Annotated in this window: 22 protein-coding genes; 3 read left to right on the forward strand and 19 right to left on the reverse strand. The window is 31.2% G+C overall.

Going from position 1 to position 25,561, the window contains the following annotated elements; genetic code table 11:
- Positions 1–332 precede the first annotated feature (332 nt).
- From NOU10_RS06090 to NOU10_RS06110, 5 genes are all read right to left on the reverse strand, one after another.
- Positions 333–2,807, reverse strand: a complete 2,475-nt coding sequence (locus NOU10_RS06090) for an ATP-dependent RecD-like DNA helicase (RefSeq protein ID WP_255906301.1) — start codon at positions 2,805–2,807, stop codon at positions 333–335.
- Positions 2,800–3,468 carry a tetratricopeptide repeat protein gene (locus NOU10_RS09485; protein ID WP_255906302.1) on the reverse strand — a complete coding sequence of 223 codons (669 nt, stop codon included), beginning with the start codon at positions 3,466–3,468 and terminating at the stop codon, positions 2,800–2,802. The genes NOU10_RS06090 and NOU10_RS09485 overlap by 8 nt, the downstream gene beginning before the upstream one ends.
- 15 nt (positions 3,469–3,483) lie before the next feature.
- Positions 3,484–4,140, reverse strand: a complete 657-nt coding sequence (locus NOU10_RS06100) for a histidine phosphatase family protein (protein ID WP_255906303.1) — start codon at positions 4,138–4,140, stop codon at positions 3,484–3,486.
- Between the two features lie 158 nt (positions 4,141–4,298).
- Positions 4,299–5,903, reverse strand: a complete 1,605-nt coding sequence (locus NOU10_RS06105) for an ABC transporter permease (RefSeq protein ID WP_255906304.1) — start codon at positions 5,901–5,903, stop codon at positions 4,299–4,301.
- Between the two features lie 13 nt (positions 5,904–5,916).
- Positions 5,917–6,807, reverse strand: coding sequence for an ABC transporter ATP-binding protein (locus tag NOU10_RS06110; protein WP_255906305.1), 891 nt, complete (start codon positions 6,805–6,807; stop codon positions 5,917–5,919).
- 167 nt (positions 6,808–6,974) lie between these two features.
- On the opposite strand from NOU10_RS06110, the gene NOU10_RS06115 reads away from it, so the two are divergent.
- Positions 6,975–7,592 (forward strand): TetR/AcrR family transcriptional regulator, encoded by a 618-nt coding sequence (locus NOU10_RS06115; RefSeq protein ID WP_255906306.1) that lies wholly within the window; start codon positions 6,975–6,977, stop codon positions 7,590–7,592.
- A gap of 42 nt (positions 7,593–7,634) precedes the next feature.
- On the opposite strand, the gene NOU10_RS06120 is transcribed toward NOU10_RS06115, so the two are convergent.
- From NOU10_RS06120 to dapB, 14 genes are all read right to left on the reverse strand, one after another.
- The gene (locus tag NOU10_RS06120; RefSeq protein ID WP_161022232.1) at positions 7,635–9,038 is read right to left on the reverse strand and encodes a PTS transporter subunit IIC; all 1,404 of its coding nucleotides are present in this window, start codon (positions 9,036–9,038) and stop codon (positions 7,635–7,637) included.
- Positions 9,039–9,155: 117 nt separating this feature from the next.
- Positions 9,156–10,466: an FADH(2)-oxidizing methylenetetrahydrofolate--tRNA-(uracil(54)-C(5))-methyltransferase TrmFO gene (trmFO, locus tag NOU10_RS06125; RefSeq protein WP_003700111.1), complete on the reverse strand. Its 1,311-nt coding sequence runs from the start codon at positions 10,464–10,466 to the stop codon at positions 9,156–9,158.
- Positions 10,467–10,488: 22 nt separating this feature from the next.
- The gene (topA, locus tag NOU10_RS06130) at positions 10,489–12,600 is read right to left on the reverse strand and encodes a type I DNA topoisomerase (RefSeq protein WP_255906307.1); all 2,112 of its coding nucleotides are present in this window, start codon (positions 12,598–12,600) and stop codon (positions 10,489–10,491) included.
- A 187-nt stretch (positions 12,601–12,787) separates the two neighbouring features.
- Complete coding sequence (gene dprA, locus NOU10_RS06135) at positions 12,788–13,648, reverse strand: DNA-processing protein DprA (protein ID WP_255906308.1); 861 nt, start codon at positions 13,646–13,648, stop codon at positions 12,788–12,790.
- Positions 13,649–13,712: 64 nt separating this feature from the next.
- Positions 13,713–14,480 carry a ribonuclease HII gene (locus NOU10_RS06140; RefSeq protein ID WP_255906309.1) on the reverse strand — a complete coding sequence of 256 codons (768 nt, stop codon included), beginning with the start codon at positions 14,478–14,480 and terminating at the stop codon, positions 13,713–13,715.
- Between the two features lie 9 nt (positions 14,481–14,489).
- Complete coding sequence (gene ylqF / locus NOU10_RS06145; RefSeq protein ID WP_255906310.1) at positions 14,490–15,347, reverse strand: ribosome biogenesis GTPase YlqF; 858 nt, start codon at positions 15,345–15,347, stop codon at positions 14,490–14,492.
- A 58-nt stretch (positions 15,348–15,405) separates the two neighbouring features.
- Positions 15,406–15,633 carry a YozE family protein gene (locus tag NOU10_RS06150; protein WP_003703777.1) on the reverse strand — a complete coding sequence of 76 codons (228 nt, stop codon included), beginning with the start codon at positions 15,631–15,633 and terminating at the stop codon, positions 15,406–15,408.
- A gap of 11 nt (positions 15,634–15,644) precedes the next feature.
- Positions 15,645–16,244, reverse strand: coding sequence for a YpmS family protein (locus NOU10_RS06155; protein ID WP_255906311.1), 600 nt, complete (start codon positions 16,242–16,244; stop codon positions 15,645–15,647).
- A 4-nt stretch (positions 16,245–16,248) separates the two neighbouring features.
- Positions 16,249–17,178 carry an SGNH/GDSL hydrolase family protein gene (locus NOU10_RS06160; RefSeq protein ID WP_161022228.1) on the reverse strand — a complete coding sequence of 310 codons (930 nt, stop codon included), beginning with the start codon at positions 17,176–17,178 and terminating at the stop codon, positions 16,249–16,251.
- Positions 17,179–18,004: 826 nt separating this feature from the next.
- A complete protein-coding gene (locus tag NOU10_RS06165; protein ID WP_069469390.1) occupies positions 18,005–18,508 on the reverse strand; it encodes a dihydrofolate reductase in 504 nt (167 codons plus the stop codon).
- Between the two features lie 18 nt (positions 18,509–18,526).
- Positions 18,527–19,483 (reverse strand): thymidylate synthase, encoded by a 957-nt coding sequence (locus NOU10_RS06170; RefSeq protein WP_255906312.1) that lies wholly within the window; start codon positions 19,481–19,483, stop codon positions 18,527–18,529.
- A gap of 17 nt (positions 19,484–19,500) precedes the next feature.
- Positions 19,501–21,399 carry an ABC-F family ATP-binding cassette domain-containing protein gene (locus NOU10_RS06175; RefSeq protein WP_305119811.1) on the reverse strand — a complete coding sequence of 633 codons (1,899 nt, stop codon included), beginning with the start codon at positions 21,397–21,399 and terminating at the stop codon, positions 19,501–19,503.
- 5 nt (positions 21,400–21,404) lie between these two features.
- Positions 21,405–22,619 carry a CCA tRNA nucleotidyltransferase gene (locus NOU10_RS06180; RefSeq protein ID WP_255906314.1) on the reverse strand — a complete coding sequence of 405 codons (1,215 nt, stop codon included), beginning with the start codon at positions 22,617–22,619 and terminating at the stop codon, positions 21,405–21,407.
- Entirely contained in the window at positions 22,616–23,404 is a 789-nt protein-coding gene (dapB, locus tag NOU10_RS06185; RefSeq protein WP_003700093.1) for a 4-hydroxy-tetrahydrodipicolinate reductase, read from the reverse strand. Before dapB ends, NOU10_RS06180 begins: the two co-directional genes overlap by 4 nt.
- Before the next feature lie 174 nt (positions 23,405–23,578).
- Here dapB and NOU10_RS06190 point away from each other — a divergent pair, with 174 nt between their 5' ends.
- Both NOU10_RS06190 and NOU10_RS06195 read left to right on the forward strand, forming a co-directional pair.
- On the forward strand, positions 23,579–24,475 hold the full coding sequence (locus NOU10_RS06190; RefSeq protein WP_003700092.1) for a YitT family protein: 897 nt from the start codon (positions 23,579–23,581) through the stop codon (positions 24,473–24,475).
- A 4-nt stretch (positions 24,476–24,479) separates the two neighbouring features.
- Entirely contained in the window at positions 24,480–25,310 is an 831-nt protein-coding gene (locus NOU10_RS06195) for a site-specific integrase (RefSeq protein ID WP_255906315.1), read from the forward strand.
- Positions 25,311–25,561 lie beyond the last annotated feature (251 nt).

Raw genomic sequence — 25,561 nt, forward strand, 5'->3', positions numbered from 1 at the left:
TAGACTGTTTATTTGTATTTGATTTTTCATATATTTTAGTATGTTTTAAAAAAGTCTGCACACATTTTACACACATATTATTCATTTTATAAGATAAAAGAGCCTGCCAATAAGGCAGACCCTACATTCTTTATAAGATATTAGATACTTTCATTACATCATATTATAATACAATGTGTTTGCAGCATTAAATAATTGACTAAAAAGTCTCAAAACTTAAAAATTGTTAGAAACTACGTCACTAACCTCGCTAATTTCTAGCAGTTTTTGGTGCTACTATTTTCTAAAACTCATCTGAAAATCTAGGCTTTTAGCATTTCGAACAATATTTATTATCTCATAAAATCATAAGGTGTTATATCATCCATACCTATCATTGCATCAACTTTGTTATTAACAATAATATCCATGGTCAATATACCATCATTATAAATGAAAAGTTTATCCTGTTCTTCAACAATGGGATCTTGTTCTTTGTCATTATTTACGGCAACTTCTTCATTATCATTTTTTTCTACTGGTTTTCCTTCTACTCCGAATTCCATTCTTATACGTTTCAATAATCCAGTCTTTCTATTGAGAGAGACAATCTCTGCACTTTGTCTAAATGAAGAAACATTCCCTAAAAGAACTAATTTTTGCTTAGCTCTAGTTATGCCTGTATATAACAAATTTCTAGCAAACATCCTTTGATATTGTGGTAACATTGCTAATACTACAATTGGAAACTCACTACCTTGAGATTTATGAATGGACATACAATAAGCTAACGTCAAATTAATCCAATCTTTTTTATCAAAAGTTACCTCATTTCCATCGAAGTCTGCTATTATCTGTTCACCATTTTTATCTTTTTTAGTTTTAGGTATATTTATTCCCACAATCTTTCCAATATCCCCATTGAAGACATTATTTTCAGGATCATTCACTAAATGAAGAACTCTATCTCCAATTCTAAATATTTGCTCATTGAAAGTAACTTCTTTTTGTCGAGGTTTAGCTGGATTCAATAATTCTTGTAAAATAGTATTTAACCTATTAATTCCTGCATTACCACGATACATTGGAGCTAATACTTGAATATCATCTTTACTATTTCCCTTATTCAAGGCAGCTTTTACCACTTGCTCAACAGCAGAAGTTAATTGGCTAGCTTCACATGGAATAAATGCTCTGTCAGATTGTGCTTTAGTGAAGTCTACCGGCAGTTCTCCATTCTTTATTGAATGTGCCAAATTAATTATTGAAGAGCCTTCACCTTGTCTATAGATTTTTGTTAATTCTTTTTTAGGTAAAATATCACTAACTAATAAATCAGAAAATACTTGCCCTGGTTGTACTGACGGAAGCTGATTTCTATCCCCCACAAAAATAACTTGCATATGACTAGGAATACTATTTAACAATAAATCCATGATAAGTGTGTCTACCATAGATGTTTCATCGACAATTAACAATGCACCTTCAAGTTCTTGAATATCTTCAGGCAACTTATCATCATGCGCATTTATTCCTAACATTCTATGAATTGTAGAAGCTGGTAATCCCGTCGATTCTGCCATTCTTTTAGCAGCTCGTCCTGTTGGTGCAGCTAGCAATATTGGAAATGGATTATCTTTATCGTACTTACCAACATCTAAATCTATGTCGTTTAATAAGGCATAGATTGCAACAATCCCATTAATAATTGTTGTCTTACCAGTACCTGGACCACCTGTTAACAGAAAAACTGGCGATTTAATTGCATCTTTTATCGCTCTTTTTTGTCCACTATCATAATCTATTCCTAATTGATCCTCAGCTTTTATTAAGAGTTTATCTAATAATGCATCATTATTTGGCAAATTACTGTTACCCGATTTCAATAGTCGGTATAAATTCTCTGCTATATTCCACTCAGCATTGAAAAAAGTTCTACTATATACTTTATTATCATCAGATTTAATTTTATCTTCTTCAGCAAGCTTAATTAACTGGTCTGCAACTAATTGTGGATCGATTGCTTCATTGCGATTACTTTCAAGAAGCTTTAATGTTTCAGTTACTAAGGGTTTTAACTCAACATAAGTATCTCCTGTAGCATAAGTTAAATCATACAATGATTGGAAAATAGCTCCTCGAATTCTACCAGGCGAATCACTAGCAAAGCCAAATTGTTGTGCTATTTGATCTGCTTTAGTAAAGCTAATTCCGTCAATATCTACGGATAACCTGTATGGATCTTCATGGATTATTTTCAAGGTACTATTTGTATAGTTATTATAAATCCTTCCAGCCATTGTACTAGTAAAACCTAAACTATTAAGTTCAATTATGATTTTATCAATTCCATAATTTTCCTTTAAAACTTTTTTTATACTATCCTTTTGCTTTTCAGATAATCCAAGTTCTTCCAATTTATCCATATCATTGTTTAAAACGTCAATAGCATCTACGCCTAATTTTTTTACTATTTTTTCAGCTGTCTTTTTACCTATACCAACAAACTCATCACTCGAAAGATATGCAATTACACCATCTTTTGTAGAAGGTAATTCTATTTGGTAACTTTCAGCTTGGAATTGTTTTCCATAACGTTGATGCTCTACAACATTTCCCTCAAATCGATATAAAGAATCTGTTTGGATATTAGCAAAACTTCCAGTAACGGTTATTCTCTGATCATCCCAGTCGAAATTAGTTTCTTTAATCAAGATTTGTAAAACTTTATAAAAACTATCAGAAGCCTCGAAGTAGACAGCATTTACTGTTCCTATAAGATACTTACCATTACTTTCTTGGTCAAAAAGATCTAATTCCTCACTCATCAGATTTTCCTTTCTTTTGCGTCATTAAGAAACGTTGAACATCTGCCAAACGTTGTTGCATTTTTTTGTAATATTCATTATTCAAATTCTTAACTCGATTAAAATACTTATCTGCTTCTCCTGACAAACTAAGTTCTATTACTCCTAATTGGAATAATACTTCTACATTATCTTTGTCATATTCTAAAGCTTTTAAATAGTATTTTCTTGCATTAATCAAATCACCTGTAGCCATAAAACATGATGCTAATAAAGAAATCGCATCTACATTATGTTTTGTATTTTCAGAAACTGTTAATGCATACATCATAGCTTGAGGATAATTTTCTTGAGCGTAATATGCCTGTGCCATCATTAACATTGAATCTTGTTTTAACTTTTCAGATTGAACTTTCTTAAACTCCACTATAGCTTTATCATACATCGAATTAGTATAATATACATTTCCCAATCCATAATGCATAAGTGATGATTTTTCTTTGCTGTTAACAAATATATTCAATGCTTTCTTAAATAGTTCTTCTGCTTGTTCAGAAGAATGAGCATCATTAAGAGCTACTCCTAAATTATAATACGCTTGCGCATCATAAGGATTATTATCTATTTTCTGTATAAGATCTTTAATTAATTCTTCAGCCTTATTTTTAATGTTTTTATCCACTATTTCACCACCACTTTATACTACATCAGTTGCATCTAAATCTCTCTTTAGATAATCAGTTTTATTCCACACTATGCATTTAAATTTTTGGTTGTCATCTATAGTTTGTAAAATCGTTGTACTTGTATTAGCCAATCCACCCTTTGCACGAATCTTTTCTAACGGTATTCCCTGGAGATAACGAATTTCAGCACACAAGGCGGCACCATGACTAACAATTAAAATATCATCATTAGGATATCTTTTAACTATATCTTTAATTTTCGGAGTCATTCTTGCAAATAATTCAGGAAACGATTCACCCTCTATTGTTGTTGGGTCATACTTATCAGGATGATTTCTAAAAGCATCTAATTCAGCTGGATATTTTTCTGCTACTTCAGTAAATTTCATACCTTCCATTTTACCTAAGTTAAACTCAGAAAATGCAGCGTCTGCTTCTAAGCGTACGTTATAAGGTAGATTTTCTTTTATTTTTTGAGCAGTTACTAATGCTCTTTTTATTGGACTAGAATATATCTTTGCAAAATGATATGTTTTTAAATACTCAGATAATTGTTTTATTTCTTCTAAACTTTGAGGTAATAATGGCGAATCTCCATGTGCCCCTTGGTATCTGCCTTCTAAATTCCATTCTGTTTTTCCATGGCGTACAAAAAAAAGTCTTGTCATACTAACCTCACCTTTATTTTTAATAATTAAAATAACTTCGAAATGATAATAAAAACTAATTCAAGTTTACTCGCATTTGCTATAATCTACAAGTAAGTTATTGATTTTAATATATAAAAAACAGTTGAACCAAATCCAACTGTTTTGTAGTTAACTATCTACACTATTTCCTTTCGAGTATACAAAATTTCTCCTAATAACATCGCCAATATCCCTATACCAGTTAAAATAGCAAATGACATCAAATCAAATTTTTCCATTGGCATTTTAGCAAGTACGTTGAATAACGAAGTATGCGTCATCCACTTAGGTAAATCAAGCAGTACCGCAAAGTATGTTACACAAAAACTATACCCTAATAATCCATAAACTAACCAACCAACAAATATAGGCAAACTCAAGCTTAGTAACATTAGTCCAACAAATAAACAAACTAATGGCCATTGATTTAACGATGCTTTAATACAAGTTGTAATAAATTTTCCATTATTAGCTTGCATTGATGAAGTAGCTGCTATCCCTAAACAAAATCCTTTTATTAGTATAGCTAAAGTCCCGAAAAATAAAGCTAAAATCAAACTAGAATAGTAAACTTTCAACCTACTTACTCGCTGCACTAAAAGATAACCTAACCGTTCTTTATTTGTCTCAAACTGCACTTTATGAACAACTACTAGTGGCATCACTAAACCAATTGCTGTCGTTACCACCATAATTAAAGAAGTAAATGAATTAATCAATGTTGTAGAATTATTAGCAAACATTTGACTAATTAATTTATTACTGCTGACAAATGTATCAATATCTCCATAAATTGAACCATACATTAATGCAATTACACCATCAGCTAGTAACCAAGAAATAATAGTAGATCTATTTAAGTAAAAGAAAAATCCTAGTGGTGTAGCTAGCCATTTACTAGCTTTAGTTTTACCCTTTTTTGGAGCAATTGTACTAGATCCTAAATCTCGTGAACTTTCAAGCACCAAACCAATACTAAATACAACTAAAGTTAATAAGAATAATCCTATCAAGTAATACCAATTATTTTGATAAAAAGGATGACCTAAATAAGTCCAAGCTAGTGGGTTAAACTTAGATAATGTCAAATTACTAACATCAGTACCTGCTCTAAGTACATATAATATTCCCACTATACTAAAGAAAATTCCACGTGCTTGTGAGCTTGTAGCAAAGATTTGAGCACAAAGATAAGCTATTGATGCACCTAACAAACTAGCTAATCCTAATGAACATGCAAAATACAAACTACCTTTAAGATCTATAGAACTAACATTGTAAGATACTAAAATTCCACTAACTAAAATAATTGTTAAAACTGTATGTAAAAGTACCAATAAATTTGTTGCCATACTAGAGGCTTGCGAACCAATATGCAACGAATTCAATATTTCTAATTGCCCGTTTTCTTCCATTTTTCTTGTTTGATCAATCATAAAACTTCCTGCAATTATCATAGTAATAACCGCAATAAAAAGTGTCATTTCATGTCCATACATTACACCCACAGAATATTGATTAGCAAATTTCACTGGTAGCGGACCAACAATAGCTGCCATAGCTGGATTTTTCATAGTAATAAATAGTCCTACTTTACCTTGATCTTCTGCTATCTTTTCAAAGGCTGATACGTAACCACTAGCAAAAGCAGTTATTCCTATCAACCATAGGCATAACCATAACCATTTTTGGCGTAATTGAAAAATTAAAAGCATAAAGGTATGTGTAAATCTTCTCTTCATTATTATCACCATCCTACTTTTGCACTTGATAGTGTCGCATAAATAATTCTTCTAAAGTTGGTGGTAAAATTTCTAACTTTTGAATTTGATACTCAGTTAATACCTGTAACAGATTATTCATAGATTGATGATCAATTGAAAATGTAGCTTGATTTTGGTCTATCTGCGACCAATCATGAATGAAGTGTAAACTAGATAACGGAGTTACTTCATTTGTAACTTTTAAATGAATTGTACTACGAGTTAAATGTCTCAATTCTTCTAGGGTGCCACTTTCTACTACACTTCCTTCTTGAATAATTACCACTCTATCTGCTAAACGTTCAACTTCACTAAGAATATGCGATGATAATAAAACTGCCTTTTGTTGCTTTTTGAGACGAGCTATTTCATCTTGAAAAATACTCTCCATTAGTGGATCTAATCCACTTGTTGGTTCATCTAAAATATAAAGATCACAATCAACTGCTAGAGCTGCAATCAGTCCTACTTTTTGTCGATTCCCTTTTGAATAACTTTTTATTTTTTTTGACAAGTCCAAATTAAATTTCTTAACTAATTCTTGTTTCTTTGTTTCATCGCCATTACCGTGCAATTTCATCAATAAATCTATCGTTTGTCCACCTGTCAAATTTTCCCATAAAGTTAGATCGCCAGGAACATAAGCTACTGACTTATGAATATCTAAAGAGTCTCGCCAAGCATCTTTATCAAATAGTGAAACAATTCCTTTACTCTTTTTCAGTAATCCTAGCATAATACGAATTGTTGTTGATTTTCCAGCACCATTAGGACCAATAAAACCGACTACCTCTCCTGGATAAACTTCAAAACTAACATCTTTAAGAGCATATGTCTTACCAAATCTTTTAGCCAGATTTTCAATTTTTACAATAGGCTTCATTTGCTACACCTTCTCACATTTATTGAACTAGATTGTTGATTTCAGTTCAATAATAAGCTGGGTATGACTAAAAGTCAATAAATTATGAACTAAATATACTTAATTAGTTCACTTTGTTTATAACTTTAAGTATAATATGTAATAAAAGAAAGGATGTTATATAGATTATGAACGGATTCGAAAAACGTAGTGCAAAAAAGAGAGAAGAAATTTTAGCGACGGCTTTGAAAATTATAAACCATCCAGATGGAATTAATAATTTAACTATTCAAAAAATCGTTGAATCTACCTCTATTTCTAAAGCTACTATTTTTAAATACTTTAAAACTAAAGAAAATTTAATTCAGGAAACTTTTTTCTACTACCTAGATCAACTAAAAGTTGAAAGTGAACATATTTTAGCTGAAAAACACGGGTTCATCAAAACTTTCACAGCATTAACTCAATTAAAGGTAGATACAATTGCACAAATGCACCAACAGTTCTACTTAGATTTAATGCAATACTATACCCAAACTAGCGACTTCCAATTAGCACAAAAAATGTCAGAATATACTCAAAACTCTTTTAACATGATGAAACAGCTGCTTAAACAAGGTCGTGAAGAAGGTGTTATTGATGAAAGATATAGTGATGAATTTATATTACTTTATACTCAAGCGATGGTTAACGGCTTTTCCCAACCTGAAATATATCAACAAGCCCTCCCTTTTACTAAAGAATGGACTGAAGTACTGTTAAAAGGCATCGCTCCAAATCCTAATATAATTATGAAAGATAAATAAAAATTACCCAGGCTTTAAAAATCTGAGTAATTTTTATTTATATTAATTTATATTTTTCTCTGACATTTTTCTTAGATAGCTCCATATCTGACTTCTATATCTTCTAAGTAAAAATAATAATACGAGATAAGTTACTAAGCATAACCCTATCCAAAATGGATTTTGTGAAATAAATGCCGCAAATACCACTGCATTTAATGGTCTGGCCATTAGATTAAAACTTGTAATCAAAACTACACCAGTTGGAATTGTAGCACCATAATTTGATACTGCTTCTGTATAAACTGAACCTAACCAACTTGATGCATATAATCCTAAACTAAACCAAATAATTCCATTTGCAATTATTTTTAAGATATTACCTCTAGTTATTGCAACTATTGACTCAACCATGAAAGGTAAAGCTATCAAATCTACTACTGGTAATGTCCTATTACCTGGTAATACAAATGCTAGTAGTACCATAATTGGAATCAATATCATCCCAGATATTATAGTAGCTGGTTCTCCATAACCTACGCCATCATCAATACCTAGGAACCATCTCTTAGGGTGTGTTTTCTCTTTCATTTCCTCTTTTTGTCTACTATCAATCGCATCAGCCAAAGGAATGAATGCTTTAGCGAAAACGTCTGTAATTAATGGAAAGATTGTCATAACGGCAGCAAGTTGAATTGCAAACTTTAATATCTCTCCCCAAGCATCTATATCCGTTAAATTGTTTAAATTACCTAAAATTCCTATAATTATTCCTAATATTACCCCTAAACTCGTTGGCTCCCCAAACACTCCTAATCTATCCTTGAGAACTTCCGGAGTTAATTTCACCTTATTAAATCCCAATAAGTTCCATAAAGGATCCAGTAAAATTGCAGGGATAGTTTGTTCTATATTATGTAATGAAGCTACTGTTGCATTCTTTATTTCAAAATATTCCGACCATCTATCAGCTTGAATTTCTGCAATTACCAAAGTATACAGTAACATGAAAAAAGATAGGCTTAATGATAACCAAAAATTGTGAGTTACATAGTAAGCTAAAGTTCCCCAAATCATAAATCCAAAATTATTCCATAAATTAGATGCCATAAAAACCTTAGTGATGCCCAATGCAAAAATAGTTAATTCAAAAACCAAACCAAATATAAAGAAAGTTATTCCTACAGATGAACCAAAGCTTGCTAAGGAGCCTGCTTGCCACCCTATATCGACTACTGGTAACTTAATTCCAGTATTATTGACCATTTGCCTTACAATCTTGGTTACAATTGGTGTGAATTCAGCAATAACCCAGTTGAACCCTGTTAAGCCAACACCTGCATAAAAAGCACTCATTATAGCTTTGGAAAATTTAACATGTAAAAATAGAGCAATAATGAAAATTATTATTGGTACTATGATGCTGGCACCAAAAATAGTGAAAAAATTATTCAATGTTTCTAACATTTGCTTTTGTCACCCTCTTTTTATTAAATAAATTACCATAACCGAATTCTTTTATATTATATATGATATTAATACAATAAAAAAGCCATTAGACTTATCATCTAATAGCTTAATAAATTAATCGAAATTTAAATTTTTAAATTTCTTGATCCTATCAATGGCTCTCTCCGAAATTTTCAAATTACGTTCTTGTTTATTTCTAATTCTCTCTTGTAATTTTGGTACAATTCCAAAGTTTGCATTAATAGGTTGGAAATTCTTCACAGAGGCATGTGTAATATAGTGAGCCATTGCTCCCATCATCGTTTCTTCAGGAAAAATAACTGGATCTTTTCCTTGAGCAATTCTAGCAGCATTCAAGCCTGCATATAATCCACTAGCAGCACTTTCAACATAACCTTCTACACCTGTCATTTGACCAGCGAAGAACAAATCTGGGCGTTTCTTTGTTTGATATGTTGCTTGCATAACTTCTGGAGAACATAAGAATGTGTTGCGATGCATTACACCATATCTTACAAAACGTGCATTTTCTAAACCTGGAATCATAGAAAATACCCTCTTTTGTTCGCCCCATTTCAAATGAGTTTGGAAACCAACAATATTGTATAGATCTCCAGCAGCGTTATCTTGACGCAATTGAACTACTGCAAAAGGTTCTTTTCCTGTTCGTGGATCCTCTAATCCAACTGGCTTTAAAGGTCCATACAACATCGTTTGTGCACCACGAGAAGCAATTTCTTCAATTGGCATACATCCTTCAAAGAATTTATCGTCTTCGAAGTCATGTAATTCTGCTGTTTCTGCTTTAATTAACTCATTGTAAAAATTATAAAATTCATCCTTAGTCATAGGTGCATTTAAATAAGCAGCTTCGCCCTTATCATAACGAGACTTCAAATAAACTTTATCCATATCTAAAGAAGATTTTTCTAAAATAGGAGCAGCAGCATCGAAGAAGAACAATCCATCGCTACCAGTAAATTTAGTAATATCCTTAGCTAAAGCATCAGATGTAAGTGGACCTGTAGCAATTACAGTTAATCCCTCTGGTATTTCATCAATTTCTTCATTTATAATCTCAACATTTGGATGATTGTGTAACTTTTCTGTTACTTCTTTCGAAAAAGTTTCACGGTCAACAGCAAGCGCACCACCAGCTGGTACAGAATGCTTGTCTGCAGACTCCATAATAATAGAATTGAAAGTTCGCATTTCTTCTTTAAGTAAACCAGCAGCATTGGTTAAACGATTTGCTCTTAAAGAATTGGTACATACTAATTCTGCGAAATTTTCAGTATGATGTGCTGGAGTTAATTTTTGTGGTCTCATTTCATATAATCTTACCTTAACTCCTTGATTTGCAATTTGCCATGCAGCTTCACTTCCTGCAAGACCAGCACCGATAACATTTACACTTGCTGTCATATTTTCATCTCCTTAATGACTTTTAATTATTTTGAATTGCTTCTTCATAATCACAATTACTACATTTAACTTGCATACCCTTCTTAGTTTTCTTTTCTACTAAGTAATGACTGCATTTTGGACAATCACGTCCAATTGGTTTATCCCAAGAAACAAAGTCACAATCTGGGTACAATGAGCAACCATAGAAGACTCTATTTTTCTTAGATTTGCGTTCGATAATTTGACCTCTATGACATTTAGGGCAAACTACACCTATTTCCTTAACTATCGCCTTAGTATTTCGACAATCTGGGAAACGACTGCAGGCATAGAATTTACCATAACGACCTAATTTAATGACCATTGGAGCCCCACAGATTTCACAATCAATTCCTGCTGGCTCATCTTTGATCTTAATCTTATCCATCTTTACTTGAGCATTGTCAACTTCCTTAGAGAAAGGTTGATAGAATTCGTCTATAATTCTAACCCATTCTTCTTTTCCTTCTTCAACATCATCTAATTGATCTTCCAAGTGAGCTGTAAAATCAACATTTAAAATATCAGGGAAACATTCTTCAATCATGGAATTAACAATTTCACCTAGTTCAGTTGGTTCAAACTTACGTGAGACTAACTTCACGTAATAACGCTTTTGAATTGTACTTAAAGTAGGTGCATAAGTAGATGGTCGACCTACACCATTTTCTTCTAAAGTACGAATTAAAGTAGCTTCAGAATAGCGAGCTGGTGGTAAAGTAAAATGTTGATTTGGTTGATTTTGAACCATGTCAACCTCATCGCCAACCTCCAATTCTGGCAATAAGTTATCTTTACTTATTGCTGCTTTATATACCTTAATAAATCCAGGAAATTTCATCTTAGAACCATTTGCACGATATTGAACTCCATTTTGTTCTATATCTACACGCATAGTATCAAAAACGGCTGGTGTCATCTGACTGGCTACGAATCTTGACCAAATCAATGTATATAATTTTAGTTGATCTTTATCTAAATACTTAGCCATCTTTTCAGGTGTACGTTCAACTGATGATGGTCGAATAGCTTCGTGAGCATCCTGTGCATTTTCAGATAATTTACCCTGACGTGGTTTAGAAGCAGCATATTCTTCACCATAATTTTCATGTAAAAAGACAGCTGCTTCATGCTTAGCAACACTCGAAATTCGAGTAGAGTCAGTACGCATGTAAGTAATTAAACCTACAGCTCCACCTCGTCCAATATTAATACCTTCATATAATTGTTGTGCAACCATCATTGTTTTTTGAGTTCTAAACTTCAAATTATTGTTAGCAGTTTGTTGCATTGTTGAAGTTGTAAAAGGTAATGGTGGCATTCTTTTACGTTCTTTTTGTTCAATATTGATAACGTTGAAAGGTTTATCTTTATCAATCTTTCCAATGACCTCTTTAACATCTTTTTCGTTAGATAACTTTTTCTTCTTGTTATCTACACCCCAGAAGTCAGCTTCAAATTTAGTTCTACCTTTTTTAAACTTAGCATCAATTGTCCAATATTCTTCAGGTTTAAAGTCTCGAATTTCTTTTTCACGTTGGATAATTAAGTTTAATGCTATTGATTGTACACGTCCAGCAGAAAGACCCTTCTTTATCTTTGACCATAATAATGGTGAGATCGAGTAACCTACAAGCCTATCTAACACACGTCTAGCTTGTTGTGCATCTACCAAATTCATATCAATTGAACGTGGTGATTTAAATGCATTCTTTACAGCATCCTTGGTTATTTCATTAAACACAACGCGATTTTTATCTTCTGGGTTCAATCCTAAAAGATATGATAAATGCCAAGCAATAGCTTCTCCTTCACGGTCCGGATCGGCTGCTAGATAAACATGGCTTGCTTTTTTTGCTTCTTTTCTAAGTTCTTTTATAACATCGCCTTTACCACGAATAGAGATATAATGTGGTTCATATCCATTCTCAACATCAATCCCCATCTTACTTTTAGGTAAATCTCGAATATGACCTAAACTAGCCATAACTTTATAATTTGACCCTAAATACTTTTCAATTGTTTTCGCTTTGGAAGGCGATTCTACTATTACTAAATTTTTCTTTCGTGTTCTTTTAGTTGTCTTTTTCTTTGGTTTCTGAGTAGTAGGCATTAACCCAGCTCCTTTGTCATTAATTAACTTATTCAAAATTTTTTAATCAAGATAACTTTAACATTACTAAGCTAAAATGTCATCTTTAAAATTAAGCCCATACTTCCTCTGCTTAAAAATTCAAATATTATCCTATACTAGATATTCAAATTATGCAAGCGGAATTATTTCAGAAACCATATCCTAGCTATATTTTAAATTCCTCTAAAATATCCTTTGCTTCTAAAATTGGTTTGGCTCCTTCCGAAATTAATTCATTACATCCTTTTGATAATATTGAGTTAATATTTCCCGGAACTGCTAAGACATTTCGATTTTCTTGTAATGCCATATTAGCAGTTATTAAGCTACCACTTTGTCTTCTAGCTTCAACAACTAGTAATGATTGGCATAACCCTGAAATTATCCTATTTCGAGCTGGAAAATGAAAACGTAAAGGCTTTTGTCCCAATGCATATTCACTTAAAACTATCCCTTCTTTCTCCATATTGGCTTGTAGCTCAAAATTTTCACGTGGATATGTCCTGTCTAGTCCCGTCCCAATGACACCTATCGTTTTTCCTTTCTCTGACAATGTTATCTTATGTGCCAGACTATCTATTCCTTTCGCTAAGCCACTAACTGTTGCAATACCTTCACCTAAAACATCTGGTAGTAACTTTTTTAATACTTCTTTCGCATATGGTGAATGCTTTCTTGCTCCAACAATCGCTAATGTAGGAGCATTCAAAAGTGAAAAATTTCCATTATAAAAAAATACTAGCGGTGGATTATATATTTCTTTTAATAAAACTGGGTAATTTTCATCAAAAATTGTACATATTCCACCATAATTTTTATTTTCTTCTACTTCTTTAGTTAAACCATCACTAAGAAAATAAGCCATATACTTTCCAATTTTCTTTTCACTAAGTTTCAATAGTTTGATAAATTCTTCTTCTGTAGGTAATTTTTGTATTTCATTCATAAAATACGCTACATTTTTTACTGAACCACCATAGTATTGACTACAAATATGTGCTCTTATTAAAAAATCTCTTAATTCCATAAAAAAACCTCATTTCTGCTACAATCTATCTAATAAGATACGTAGAAATAAGGTTTTCTTTGTATTATTTTAATAAGATTTTTTTGACTGGTTCAAAACTTTGTCTGTGAATTGGAGTAACACCTTTATTTTCAAGTCCCTCCAAATGTTGCTTAGTTCCATAACCATCATTCTTTTCAAAACCATATCCTGGATAAATACGTGCGTAAAATTGCATCAAATGATCTCTGGTAACTTTAGCAACAATGCTTGCTGCAGCAACAGATGCACTTTTAGCATCGCCCTTTATTAACCGTAATTGAGGAATTTTTGTATCAATTGTCATTGCATCAACAATTATTTTTTGTGGTGTAATATTTAAACTTTCTATCGCTTGTTTCATTGCTAAACGTGTGGCTTCATAGATATTTACTTCATCAATTAAATTATTATCAGATAAGCCTACACTTACAGCAACTGCTTTTTCTAATATTTTTTTATATAATTCTTCTCGCTTTTTTTCACTTAATTGCTTTGAATCGTTAACTTCAAAAACATCAAAATCATGTGGCAAAATAACCGCTGCAGTTACAACGGGACCTGCTAACGGACCTCGACCAACTTCATCCACACCAGCGATATATTCGATACCCTTATCCCATAAATCACGCTCAATTTTCAATCTATTTTGAAATTCTAATTTTTCATTTTCAATTTTCTTTAATCTTTTTTCATAAGATTTAATTGCTAATTGAACGCCTTTACGCTCATCTAACTTCAATTCTGCTAATTGATCACTCGAAATTTCTTCAGTTAGCATCTTTTTTATTTGAGCTATTGTTAACTTTTCCATTTACTTCCTCTAATTTTCCGGACTAGCATCTACTGGCGTCTTATCCAAAGTATATCTGCCCAATTTACCCTTACGAATTTCAAAAATTAATCTTTCGCTAGCTCTATCATAGTCTTCTTTAAATCCCATGTTTCTTGTAATAGCTAATAAAGTTTCAACAGTTGTATCTTCTATTTCTGATTGTGTTAATCTATATCTTTGAGCAAGCGCATCTGGATTTGTATGGATAAAATGTTCTACCGCATATAAAGCAACATCATCTTTTGCATATAATGTATCTTTTATGGCACCAGTTAATGCTAATTTTTTCCCTACTAAAGGATCCTCAAATTTAGGCCATAATATTCCTGGTGTATCTAATAATTGTAAATCTTTTCCAGCTTTAAGCCATTGTTGAGCCTTAGTAACCCCTGGACGATTACCAGTTTGTGCAACATTCTTTTTTACTAGGTGATTTAATAAAGTTGACTTACCAACATTAGGAATCCCAATACACATCGCACGTAATTTTTGGTTTTGAATTCCCTTTTCTTTTCTGCTTTGAAGCTTATCTGCAAGAATTTCCTTAATCTTCTTTTCAATTATCTTCAAATTACCACTGTTACTATTAACAGCTATTGCAGGTTGTCCCATACTTTCATAATAGTTAATCCATCTTTTTGTTTCAGCGGGATCAGCTAAATCCATTTTAGTTAATACAATAATACTAGGTTTATCTTGTAAAACTTCAGCTAATTGTGGATTACGCGATGATTCTGGTAGTCGTGCATCTACCAATTCAAGTACGATATCTACAGATTTTAAGTTTTCATTTACCTGACGTAAAGCTTTCGCCATATGTCCAGGAAACCATTGTATAATCGCCATTATATATCATGTCCTTTCATTAAAATACTAGTCTAATTCATATTAACATACTTTTTCTCTAACTCATAAATTCTTCATACTTAGTCCAAGCATTATCAAAAATTACCATACTTGGTAAATATGTTCCATTCAATTCCAAATATTGCGATAATGAGTCATAGTCATCTGCTTGTTTTGGAAAGCTTTGATCATAAAATGCATTATTAGCAAATTGTGCAATTTCATCTGTACTATCTGGATTTCTTTCAGTCATTAGAAATTGATAAAAACTTTGTCTCTTACTCATAAAAATACCTCTCATTTCAACGGAACTTTTACATTAAATTTAAATTCATCATTCATCAAATCCAACTTAGTACCCTTAACTAAAACATCTTGTTTCTTAGTTAATTGATTTAAATCTAAAGTTATAGTTTTTGCTTTTGGATCAATAATCGCCACTTTCCCTAAGTCGTAATTATTTTTTACATATTTCAATATAAATCCAGCTGGAGCGTTTAATGAACCAATGGCCACTGATTTAACTTTTAATAAAATATTTCCATTCTTATCTAAGGTAGGTTTTGTATATAATGTAAATGACACATTTTTCCCTAAAATCTTAGTTGTTCCCATCATGATTGCAGATTTATCTACCAAAAAACGATATTTAATCTTACCTTTTTTCTGATTTTTTCGTAGATAATAATTGATTGTTGCATTAGCTTGTTTCTTATCCAATGTAACATCAACACTTGTATACTTTTGCTTAGAATTCTTATCTGAAACTTTAGCTATATTAGTTTGCTCTTTTGTTTGTGAAGTTACTTTTGTTGCAAGATAACAACCACTTATAAATAAAATTCCCACTAATACAAAAAAAGCCCATTTCCAATAATTTACTTTTTTCTCTTCCATTCTATTATTTCACCAACCATGTATTTTTATGTCTATTCATTTCATCAAATAACTTATTTGTCATATACTTATATCCTTTTAAATTAGGATGAAAATGATCATCTTCAGATAAATAGTCATTCTTTTCTTTTGTATTTGATAAAATATTTTCTAATTGTTTACCTGATTTTTTATCTAAATCTGTTTCTGATTTTTTCACCAAATCTTCTTTAGGTAAATTTACATATTGCCCCATTGAAAGTTGTTTGTTTATGTCAATAAAATATACTTTGTTTTCTTCCAAAGTAACTTGTCTAGCAATTTTGTTCCATTTATTAGTATAATCTTGCATCTGCGTAATATTAGGAAAATATACATAAAATGGATTATATACACTAAATAAAAAAATTGGTGCTTTCTTGTTTAAACTTCTAACTTTCCCTATTAAATTTTGTAAATTACTTTGATAATTCTTTGCCGATTTTTCTACAACTGGTTTCATCTTATCATCTGCCATTGAAGAAAAATTTTTCTCCATAACTTGCATTAAATCATTACCACCAACTGTCATTGTAATCACATCAGCATTTTTGATATCTTTTTGAATGTTCTTCTTCGTTAAAAGTCTTGCTAATATTTGATCACTTCTATCTCCGGTTTTGCCATAATTTTTGGTAACTACTTTTATAGATTCTTTCTTTTCTATTTTTTCTTTAATAAGATGTACATATCCACCCTTATTAGTTTGATCTCCAACTCCATACGTTAAAGAATCTCCCAATCCTACAAGCTTAATTTTAGAAACTTTTACAGCCTTAACATTTTTTCTAGTCCTCTTTAGCTGAACTTCATTACTTTTGCTTATATTTTTCTTACTATTAATAGTAGTTAAAGTAATAGCTCCGATTAAAATTGCAACCAATGACCACAACAATACTATTTTTTTATAATTCATTTTGATTACCTCTAGAAACTAAAATATCTATGTTACAATAAAAGATACATACATCGTAAATTATAACAAAATTTTATAGGTGATACTAATGCAAAATTTTAATAATAAACATCCTTTAATTACTATAATTAGCAGCTCTGTTCTTTTGGGTCTTTCTTTAATTTCTTCGATAATATTGTTGATTATCGATTTGATTAAGTTCTCTAAAACTACTAATTATGCAATGATTACAGCCCTATCACTCATACTAGCTTCACTTTTTATTTACTCATCATTTGAAATTATTAGTATATCTCTTAAATTAACCAGAGTTGCTAAAGTTATGGATATAATTTCATCATGTTTACTCTATTTGTACGTAACTACTGTCTACATAGCCACATTTATCGGTTTCCACTTATCTACTCTTGGTTGGATCGGATTTGGATTAAGCCTAGCCCTACTAATATTCAATGTTCTATTTACTTGTTTATGTTATCATCAACAAAAAATACTTTTTTCAGTTACTAATATATTATTTTTTATATATAGTTTACTTTCCTTACTTAATCTGAGAATTAGTACTTTATCAACTATACTATCCATAATAGTTCTAATTTTATTTACTTTAATTATCATTATACGCCAATTTGAATATACCAAACTTTTAGAAACAGTCTTGTTCACTATCGCTACTACCTTGTATCTATTGAATTTATTAATCTTTTAATTGCAAAAACGTCAATAAAACTTGAAATTAACTAAAAGTCGAGGTCTGAATTTAAAAAACAAAAAAAGATGAGTACTAAAAATTGTTATACTCATCTTTCTTTATTTCTATTAGAAATTATTTTCTTTCGTATTCCAAAAATATATAAGGATATATATTCTTTTCGTCTACCTTGCCGATTTTTTGGGAAATAAGTTTAAACTCATCATAATTAATAGTAGGCATAACCGTATCGCCATCAAACTCACTTAGTATTTCGGTTTTATATAGTTTATCTACTTTATTAAGAAGTAGTTTAAATAACATCGCTCCACCAATAACACTGACTTCTTGGGATTGATTTTCATCTAACCAAGAAGTTAATTCATCAATTGAATTCAAAATTTTTACTTGAGAATTATCTTTATACTTTTCTTTTAAAGTAGTATCATGTGTTAATACTACATGTTTACGCCCCGGTAATAGACCAGGAAAACTATCAAATGTTTTTTTCCCCATTACCATCGGATGACCCATTGTAACCTTTTTAAAATGTGCTAAATCGGCTGGCAGTCTCCAAGGTAGATGTCCTTTATACCCTATCTGATGTTTTTGATCTTCTGCCCATACAAATGAAATCATAGTTGACACCTCATAACTTTAAACAGCAACTGGCGCTTTAATCGCCGAATGTGAACGATAATTCTTTACTTTAATATCTTTCATTTCAAAATCCATAATATTTTTCTTTTCTGGATTTAACCACAATTTTGGTGCATCATAAGGGCTTCTTTCCAACTGTTCATTAACCTGATCTAAATGATTTAAATAAATATGTGCGTCACCAAGAGTATGCACAAATTCTCCCACTTCAAGTCCAGTTTCTCTAGCAATCATATGTGTTAATAATGCATAGCTTGCTATATTAAAAGGTACACCTAAAAATACATCAGCAGATCGTTGATATAATTGACAGCTTAATTTTCCGTCATTCACGTAAAATTGGAACAATGTATGACAAGGTGGTAAAGCACTCAATGGGACATCTTCTGGATTCCATGCTGTTACAATCATGCGACGTGAGTCTGGATTATTTTTAATAGTCTCAGTAACATCTTTTATTTGATCTATAGTTTCACCATTTCTTGTTTGCCAATGACGCCATTGTGCACCGTATACATCTCCCAAATTGCCAAATTTATTAGCAAATTCTTGATCTTCAACAATTTTCTGACAGAACTTTTTCTTTTCATCTTGATAAACTTTATTAAAGTTATCATTCTCTTGGGCTCTTAAACCAAAATTAGTCATATCTGGTCCATGATATTCATCACTTTGAACCCAATTCTTAAATGCCCATTCATCCCAAATATGATTATTATGTTCCAATAAGAATCTAATGTTAGTATCTCCTCTTAAAAACCATAACAATTCACTCTTTATTAAGCCGAATGGAACTTTCTTAGTCGTTAATAATGGGAAACCTTCTACTAAATTAAATCTCATTTGATAACCAAAGAGACTCTTTGTCCCTGTTCCAGTTCTATCGCTCTTTTCATGACCTTTTTCTAAAATATCACGAATTAACTGTAAATACGGTTCTTCTACTATAGACATCGGTGTTCTCCTTCCTATTAATCAACATACTGACTAAGTTCGTCCCAACGTTGAACTTTTTCCATAATGTCTTCATCTAATTCATCAATTTGTTGCTGTAAACTTGCTAGTTTAGTGTAATCAGCTCCATCAACATGTTGCATTTCTTCTTCTAAACTTGCTTTATTATTTTCAAGCCTATCAATTTCCGATTCTAATTTTTCATATTCCATCTTTTCAGCATAAGTTAACTTAGTTTTCTTCTTAACTTTGTCTTCTGCACTACCTGTCTTTTCTGCTTTTGTTGCAGATACTTGTTTTTTAGTTTTAACTGCTTCATTCTCTGCATTTTTCAGATAATCTGTAAACATTCCGACATAATGCTTGATTTTTGCATTTCCTTCAAAGATATATAATGAATCAGCTACCTTATCAAGAAAATATCTGTCATGTGATACGGTGATAACAGTTCCGTTAAAGTTATCTAAATAATCTTCCAAAACTGTTAATGTTCCTATATCTAAATCGTTAGTTGGTTCATCCAATAATAAAACATTAGGTTGAGACATCAGTAATTTCAAAAGATATAAGCGTCTCTTTTCACCGCCAGAAAGTTTTCGAATCAACGTTCCATGCATAAATCTTGGAAATAGAAATTGTTCCAATAATTGAGTTGTGCTAATTCGCTCACCATCTTTATTTACAATATTTTGACCAACTTCGTTTAAATAACTAATAATTCTTTTATCTTCAGGGATCTCTTCTGTCTGTTGTCGATAATAAGCCATCTTTACAGTTTCACCGATTGTCAAAATACCTGAATCTAATGGCAATTCACCTGATAAAGCATTTAAAAAACTAGATTTCCCGGCACCATTAACGCCTGTAATACCGATTCTGTCTCCAGCTTGGATTAACAAATTGAAATCTTCAATTATTTTATGATTTCCAATTGTTAAACTTGCATCTTTTAATTCTAATACTTTCTTTCCCAGTCTTTGTTGTCCTAAATTAATATCAACATTTTCGTCAACTTGGACTTTATTTAAATTGCTTTTTAATTCATTAAATTTATTAATTCTAGCTTGTTGCTTAGTAGTACGTGCTTTAGCACCTGTTCTCATCCAAGCTAATTCTTTTTTATATAATTGTTGTTGTTTATGTTCTTGAACAAGTTCTCTTTCAACTCGTTCAGCTTTTTGTCTAACAAAATCTTGATAGTTTCCAGTATATGAATATAAACTACCAAATGACAATTCCATTATTTCAGTAGCTATCTGATCTAAGAAATATCTATCATGTGTAACTACTAATAATGCTCCTTTATAATTAGCAAGATATTGTTCTAACCATTCAATAGAATCAAAATCCAAATGATTAGTTGGTTCGTCTAGTATCAACAAATCAGGCGCTTGAATCAATACTTGAGCTAATCCTACACGCTTCCTTTGTCCACCAGATAACTCTTCTATTTTTTGCGTTAAATCCTCTATGTGTAATTGAGTTAGAATTGTCTTAACATCACTATCGGCTGTCCATGCATCTTCTTGATTCATTTTTTCTTCAGCTTTAATGTAACGTTGTTCAGCTTTTTTATCATCTGGATGTGCTCCATATTCAGTTAGAGCTTCTTCATAATCTCTAATTGTTTGAAATACAGGAGCTGCTCCAGTAAAAATAGCTTCCATAATTGTACTGTTTTGTGGAAATTCAGGTGCTTGTTTTAAGTAACTTATACGATAATCATTTGGTTTTATTAAATTTCCAGAATCTGCTGAATCAATTCCAGTTAGGACATTCAATAGTGTTGTTTTTCCAGAACCATTTGTTCCAATTAAACCAATTCTATCATGTTCATTTATTAAAAAGTTTAAATCCTTGAATAACGTTTTTTCGCCATATGTCTTGGTTAAACTTTCTACACGTAAAGTTTGCAAACTACTCACACTTTCTCTTCTAATAGTTTCTTTGAATTTTCTATTAATATCTCTTTGTCATTAATAATATTTCCAAAAACTATTTCTTTTTCAAGTTTATTTAAAATTTCACCCATTATTTTTCCAGGTTTGATCCCTGCCTCTTGCACAAGATCCTTACCATTAATTTTCATTTCTTTTCTAGATTTAATCGGTAATTTGTCATAATTAATTTTGAGCTCACTATCATCCATGCCGAATCCTCGTATCTTTGCAATTTGGTTAGCTGTTAAAAGGATTTCTAATCCATTTTGATAATATGTCTCAATATCTAACTTATTATCTCTTATTTTTTGGACACATAAACTAGCCGCAATAACATATTTAATAATGTTATTGGAACTCTTCCAAGAACGTAATAAGTTGCTTATATCAGTATCTTTTAACTTAAAAGCATCAGATAATAATGTCCAACATTCTTCCTCTGTATTTAATTTAAAGTCTGAAAATTCTAATATAGACTTTAATTCAGCATATTTATCTGCAAATAATGGACAATATTTATATAATTCTGTATCTAAAAATTCTTGTAATCCTTGTTTAGGGTTTTTACCCAAGAGAAGTTTAACCCATTCTACATGAATTCTTTCAATTGCAATTTTTTCAAGTAAATGGGAATTTTTCTTAATAGCATTGAAGGTATCTAGTTCTACTTTAAAATCTAATTGACTACCAAATCTGACGGCACGCATCATACGTAATGCATCTTCATGGAATCGTTCTTCAGGATTTCCAACGGCTCTTATAATGCCATTTTTCAAATCTTTCAATCCATCGAATAAGTCTATAATTTTACCCTTATCATCCATCGCAAGAGCATTGATTGTTAAATCTCTTCGTTTTAAATCTTCTTCTAAAGAGCGCACAAACTCAACCTTATCAGGTCTTCGATAGTCTTGATAAGTTGATTCTGTTCGAAAAGTAGTAATTTCATATCCAGTACCGTGGTCTAAAACCATCACCGTACCATGTTCTACACCTGTATCAACAGTCTTACTAAATATTTGTTTAATCTCCTCAGGATAGGCACTTGAAGCAATATCAACATCATGAATTGGTAGACCAAGTAAAGTATCACGAACACTACCACCAACAAAGTATGCTTCAAATCCAGCTTCTCTAATTTTCTCTAAAATAGGTAATGCTTTTTTAAACTCATCTGGTATATTTTCTACAATCATAATAAGTTCTCCAAACCTACCATTAATTCATTATAATCACCAATTTTTTCTACAGCTAAAGCTACACCTGTCATAAATGATTCTCTATCAAATGAATCTTGTCTAATTGTTAAAGCTTCTCCCTTGCTACCAAAGAGAACTTGTTCATGAGCTACATATCCAGGTAATCTAACAGAATGAATATGCATTCCTTCATAATTAGCACCTCTAGCACCATCTAAACTTTCAGTTTCTTCTGGATTACCTTGTTGATGTTCTTCACGAACTTCAGCAATTAATTTTGCAGTATTAATAGCAGTACCACTTGGTGCATCCAACTTATTATCATGGTGCATTTCAATAATTTCTACATCAGGCATATATTTTGCAGCTTGTTTTGCAAATTGCATTAATAAAACCGCTGAAATACCAAAGTTAGGTGCAATCAATCCACCAATACCGTTCTTTGCAGCAATTTCTTTTAATTCAACAATTTGTTCATCCTTAAGTCCAGTTGTACCCACAACAACTGAAATTTTATTTTCTAGTGCGAACTTAACATTTTGATAAACAGCACTTGGAATTGTAAAATCTATCCATACATCAATATCATTAACTGGGATTTGTTCATAATCTGTATATACAGGCACATCCAAGTCTGCAAATTCAGCAACTTCATTAACATTCTTTTCAGTAACTACGGGATTATAAACACCTGCAAGCTTAAATTTATCATTGTTTGCTACCATATGGATTGTTTTATTTCCCATACTTCCTTTGAATCCAGCAACTAAAACATTTATCATAAAAAAGTCCTCCCATGCATTATATTAATATCAATTATACAATACTCATCGTATTTATTAAAATACCGACTATCTAATAGTTATAAATAATATTATATCTTTGAAATTCATGATAGTATAGAACTATAAATACTATCTATAAAAAAGTGAACTTATATAAGGGGTGAATAATTAATGACTTATCAAAATGAAAAAATTAGTATTAAAGATTTAATTTTTATTACTATCGGTTGTTCTTTATACGCTTTTGGCTTAGTTACTGTAAATATTGCCAATAACCTTGCTGAAGGTGGAGCAACAGGTATTACCTTAATTATTAGATATTGGCTACATATCGATCCTGCATATTCAATTATTTTACTTAACATTCCTTTAATTTGGATTGGTTATCGTTATCTAGGAAAGAAAGCTTTAATATATACTATCTACGGAACTACCATGTTATCAATTTGGACTTGGCTTTGGCAAAGGATTCCTATTAATATCAATATTCATCACGACTTGTTCCTTGCTGGTGTTTTAGCTGGTTTAATTGGTGGTACTGGTTCTGGATTGGTTTATCGTTTTGGAGGAACTACTGGTGGTACCGATATAGTTGCACGTATTTTTGAAAAGAAACGTGGCATTGTTATGGGAAAAACATTACTTGCCTTAGATGTTATCGTTTTAACTTGTTCTTTAAGTTATCTAGACTTACGCCAAATGATGTACACTTTACTTGGTTCATATGTTTTTGCCCAAGTTGTTAACTTCATTCAAGAAGGTGCCTATGCTGCACGAGGGGTTATTATTATAACTAATCATCCAACAGAGATTGCTAATGATATAATTCAGAAAATGGAACGTGGTGTCAGCTATCTTAAAATTGAAGGTGCTTTTTCTGGACAAGAACGAAAAGCATTATACTGTGTCGTTAGTCCTAATGAACTAAATACATTAAAAGGATACATCAATCATCATGATAGTGAGGCATTTGTCTCTATTTTTGAAGTTTCTGAGGCAATGGGCGACGGATTTAGTTTTAATACCCCAAGTCGTTCACTATTGAAGTACATTAAAAAGGGAGGATAAATTTTTGAGTTTTCCTTATGAAAAGAGATTTATCTTGTATTTGCGTAATGAGCGTTTTCTAGAAGAAAATACCATTGCTGATTTAACTCGTGATATCACACGTTTCTTTAATTATCTTAGACAAAATAATCCAAATTACCGTGATTCACTAAAAGTTTCATCAATTTCTAGCAATGATATTAAAGAGTATTTAAACACCTTATCAATAACTAATAATATTAAAAATACTACTTATAATAAGATGCTTACCCATATTAACACTTACTTTAAATTTTTATTTATTAATAATTTATCACCTGTTTTGCCTACTCTATCTATTAAAGGAAGAAAACGTACTGTAAATAAAGCTACTGATTTAGCTTGGACTGAAAAGTTAGCTGAATATTTAGTTGATGATAATCTGAGCCTTTATACTCGTATGACTCTCTTATTGATATCACACTTTTATACAATAAAAGAGATTTTACAAAAAGACTTTTATCAGGAACTAAATCAGATAGAATTTGCAGATTTTGAGTATGAATTTATCAATTTATTTAATGAAGAGATTATAAACCTTCAGCAACGACAACATACTCACGATATCTTTTTGAAAAAGAGATTGGATATTGTTTCACCCCAATTAACTTTACCTGGATTACACAAATATTTAAAGAAGGACCAAAAGAGTATCGATATCAAGTTATCTCCTCGTGAACTATATCAAAATGCCGTATGTTATTTTATTCTAAATAATCAAAATTTAAGCGATACACAACTTATTCAGCGATTAAGATTAGAAGATCTTACATCATTAAATTATTATCGCCAAAAATCTTATAGTACAACCGAATAACTAAAAATGACAAGATTTTTCAAATTAAATCTTGTCATTTTTATATGTATGTATAATTCAATTAATGATCTACAAAATATTTTATTTTCTATCAGAATCAGCTTTAAAATATTTGCTTATACCAACTATAACATTATTAATTCCTATTAAAATTAAACAAACTGCCCATAATTTTTTAACCCTTACTCTATGAGCATATAATTTATTTTCTATGTATTTTTTCATTGTAAACAGCCCTCCCCCTTTATATA

The organism is Ligilactobacillus sp. MP3, assembly GCF_024436335.1.
GTDB classification, from domain to species: Bacteria; Bacillota; Bacilli; order Lactobacillales; family Lactobacillaceae; genus Ligilactobacillus; species Ligilactobacillus salivarius.

Bases quoted from the DNA above. Each gene is read 5' to 3' on its own strand.
- ylqF (WP_255906310.1), bottom strand. From the start codon at position 15,347: ATGGCGATTATACAATGGTTTCCTGGACATATGGCGAAAGCTTTACGT.
- NOU10_RS06180 (WP_255906314.1), bottom strand. From the start codon at position 22,619: ATGATTGTAGAAAATATACCAGATGAGTTTAAAAAAGCATTACCTATT.
- NOU10_RS06160 (WP_161022228.1), bottom strand. From the start codon at position 17,178: ATGAATTATAAAAAAATAGTATTGTTGTGGTCATTGGTTGCAATTTTA.
- NOU10_RS06170 (WP_255906312.1), bottom strand. From the start codon at position 19,483: ATGTCTATAGTAGAAGAACCGTATTTACAGTTAATTCGTGATATTTTA.
- NOU10_RS06150 (WP_003703777.1), bottom strand. From the start codon at position 15,633: ATGAGTAAGAGACAAAGTTTTTATCAATTTCTAATGACTGAAAGAAAT.
- NOU10_RS06140 (WP_255906309.1), bottom strand. From the start codon at position 14,480: ATGGAAAAGTTAACAATAGCTCAAATAAAAAAGATGCTAACTGAAGAA.
- NOU10_RS06100 (WP_255906303.1), bottom strand. From the start codon at position 4,140: ATGACAAGACTTTTTTTTGTACGCCATGGAAAAACAGAATGGAATTTA.
- NOU10_RS06165 (WP_069469390.1), bottom strand. From the start codon at position 18,508: ATGATTTCATTTGTATGGGCAGAAGATCAAAAACATCAGATAGGGTAT.
- NOU10_RS06190 (WP_003700092.1), top strand. From the start codon at position 23,579: ATGACTTATCAAAATGAAAAAATTAGTATTAAAGATTTAATTTTTATT.
- NOU10_RS06090 (WP_255906301.1), bottom strand. From the start codon at position 2,807: ATGAGTGAGGAATTAGATCTTTTTGACCAAGAAAGTAATGGTAAGTAT.
- NOU10_RS06110 (WP_255906305.1), bottom strand. From the start codon at position 6,807: ATGAAGCCTATTGTAAAAATTGAAAATCTGGCTAAAAGATTTGGTAAG.
- NOU10_RS06105 (WP_255906304.1), bottom strand. From the start codon at position 5,903: ATGAAGAGAAGATTTACACATACCTTTATGCTTTTAATTTTTCAATTA.
- dprA (WP_255906308.1), bottom strand. From the start codon at position 13,648: ATGGAATTAAGAGATTTTTTAATAAGAGCACATATTTGTAGTCAATAC.
- dapB (WP_003700093.1), bottom strand. From the start codon at position 23,404: ATGATAAATGTTTTAGTTGCTGGATTCAAAGGAAGTATGGGAAATAAA.
- NOU10_RS06115 (WP_255906306.1), top strand. From the start codon at position 6,975: ATGAACGGATTCGAAAAACGTAGTGCAAAAAAGAGAGAAGAAATTTTA.
- topA (WP_255906307.1), bottom strand. From the start codon at position 12,600: ATGCCTACTACTCAGAAACCAAAGAAAAAGACAACTAAAAGAACACGA.
- trmFO (WP_003700111.1), bottom strand. From the start codon at position 10,466: ATGACAGCAAGTGTAAATGTTATCGGTGCTGGTCTTGCAGGAAGTGAA.
- NOU10_RS06120 (WP_161022232.1), bottom strand. From the start codon at position 9,038: ATGTTAGAAACATTGAATAATTTTTTCACTATTTTTGGTGCCAGCATC.
- NOU10_RS06155 (WP_255906311.1), bottom strand. From the start codon at position 16,244: ATGGAAGAGAAAAAAGTAAATTATTGGAAATGGGCTTTTTTTGTATTA.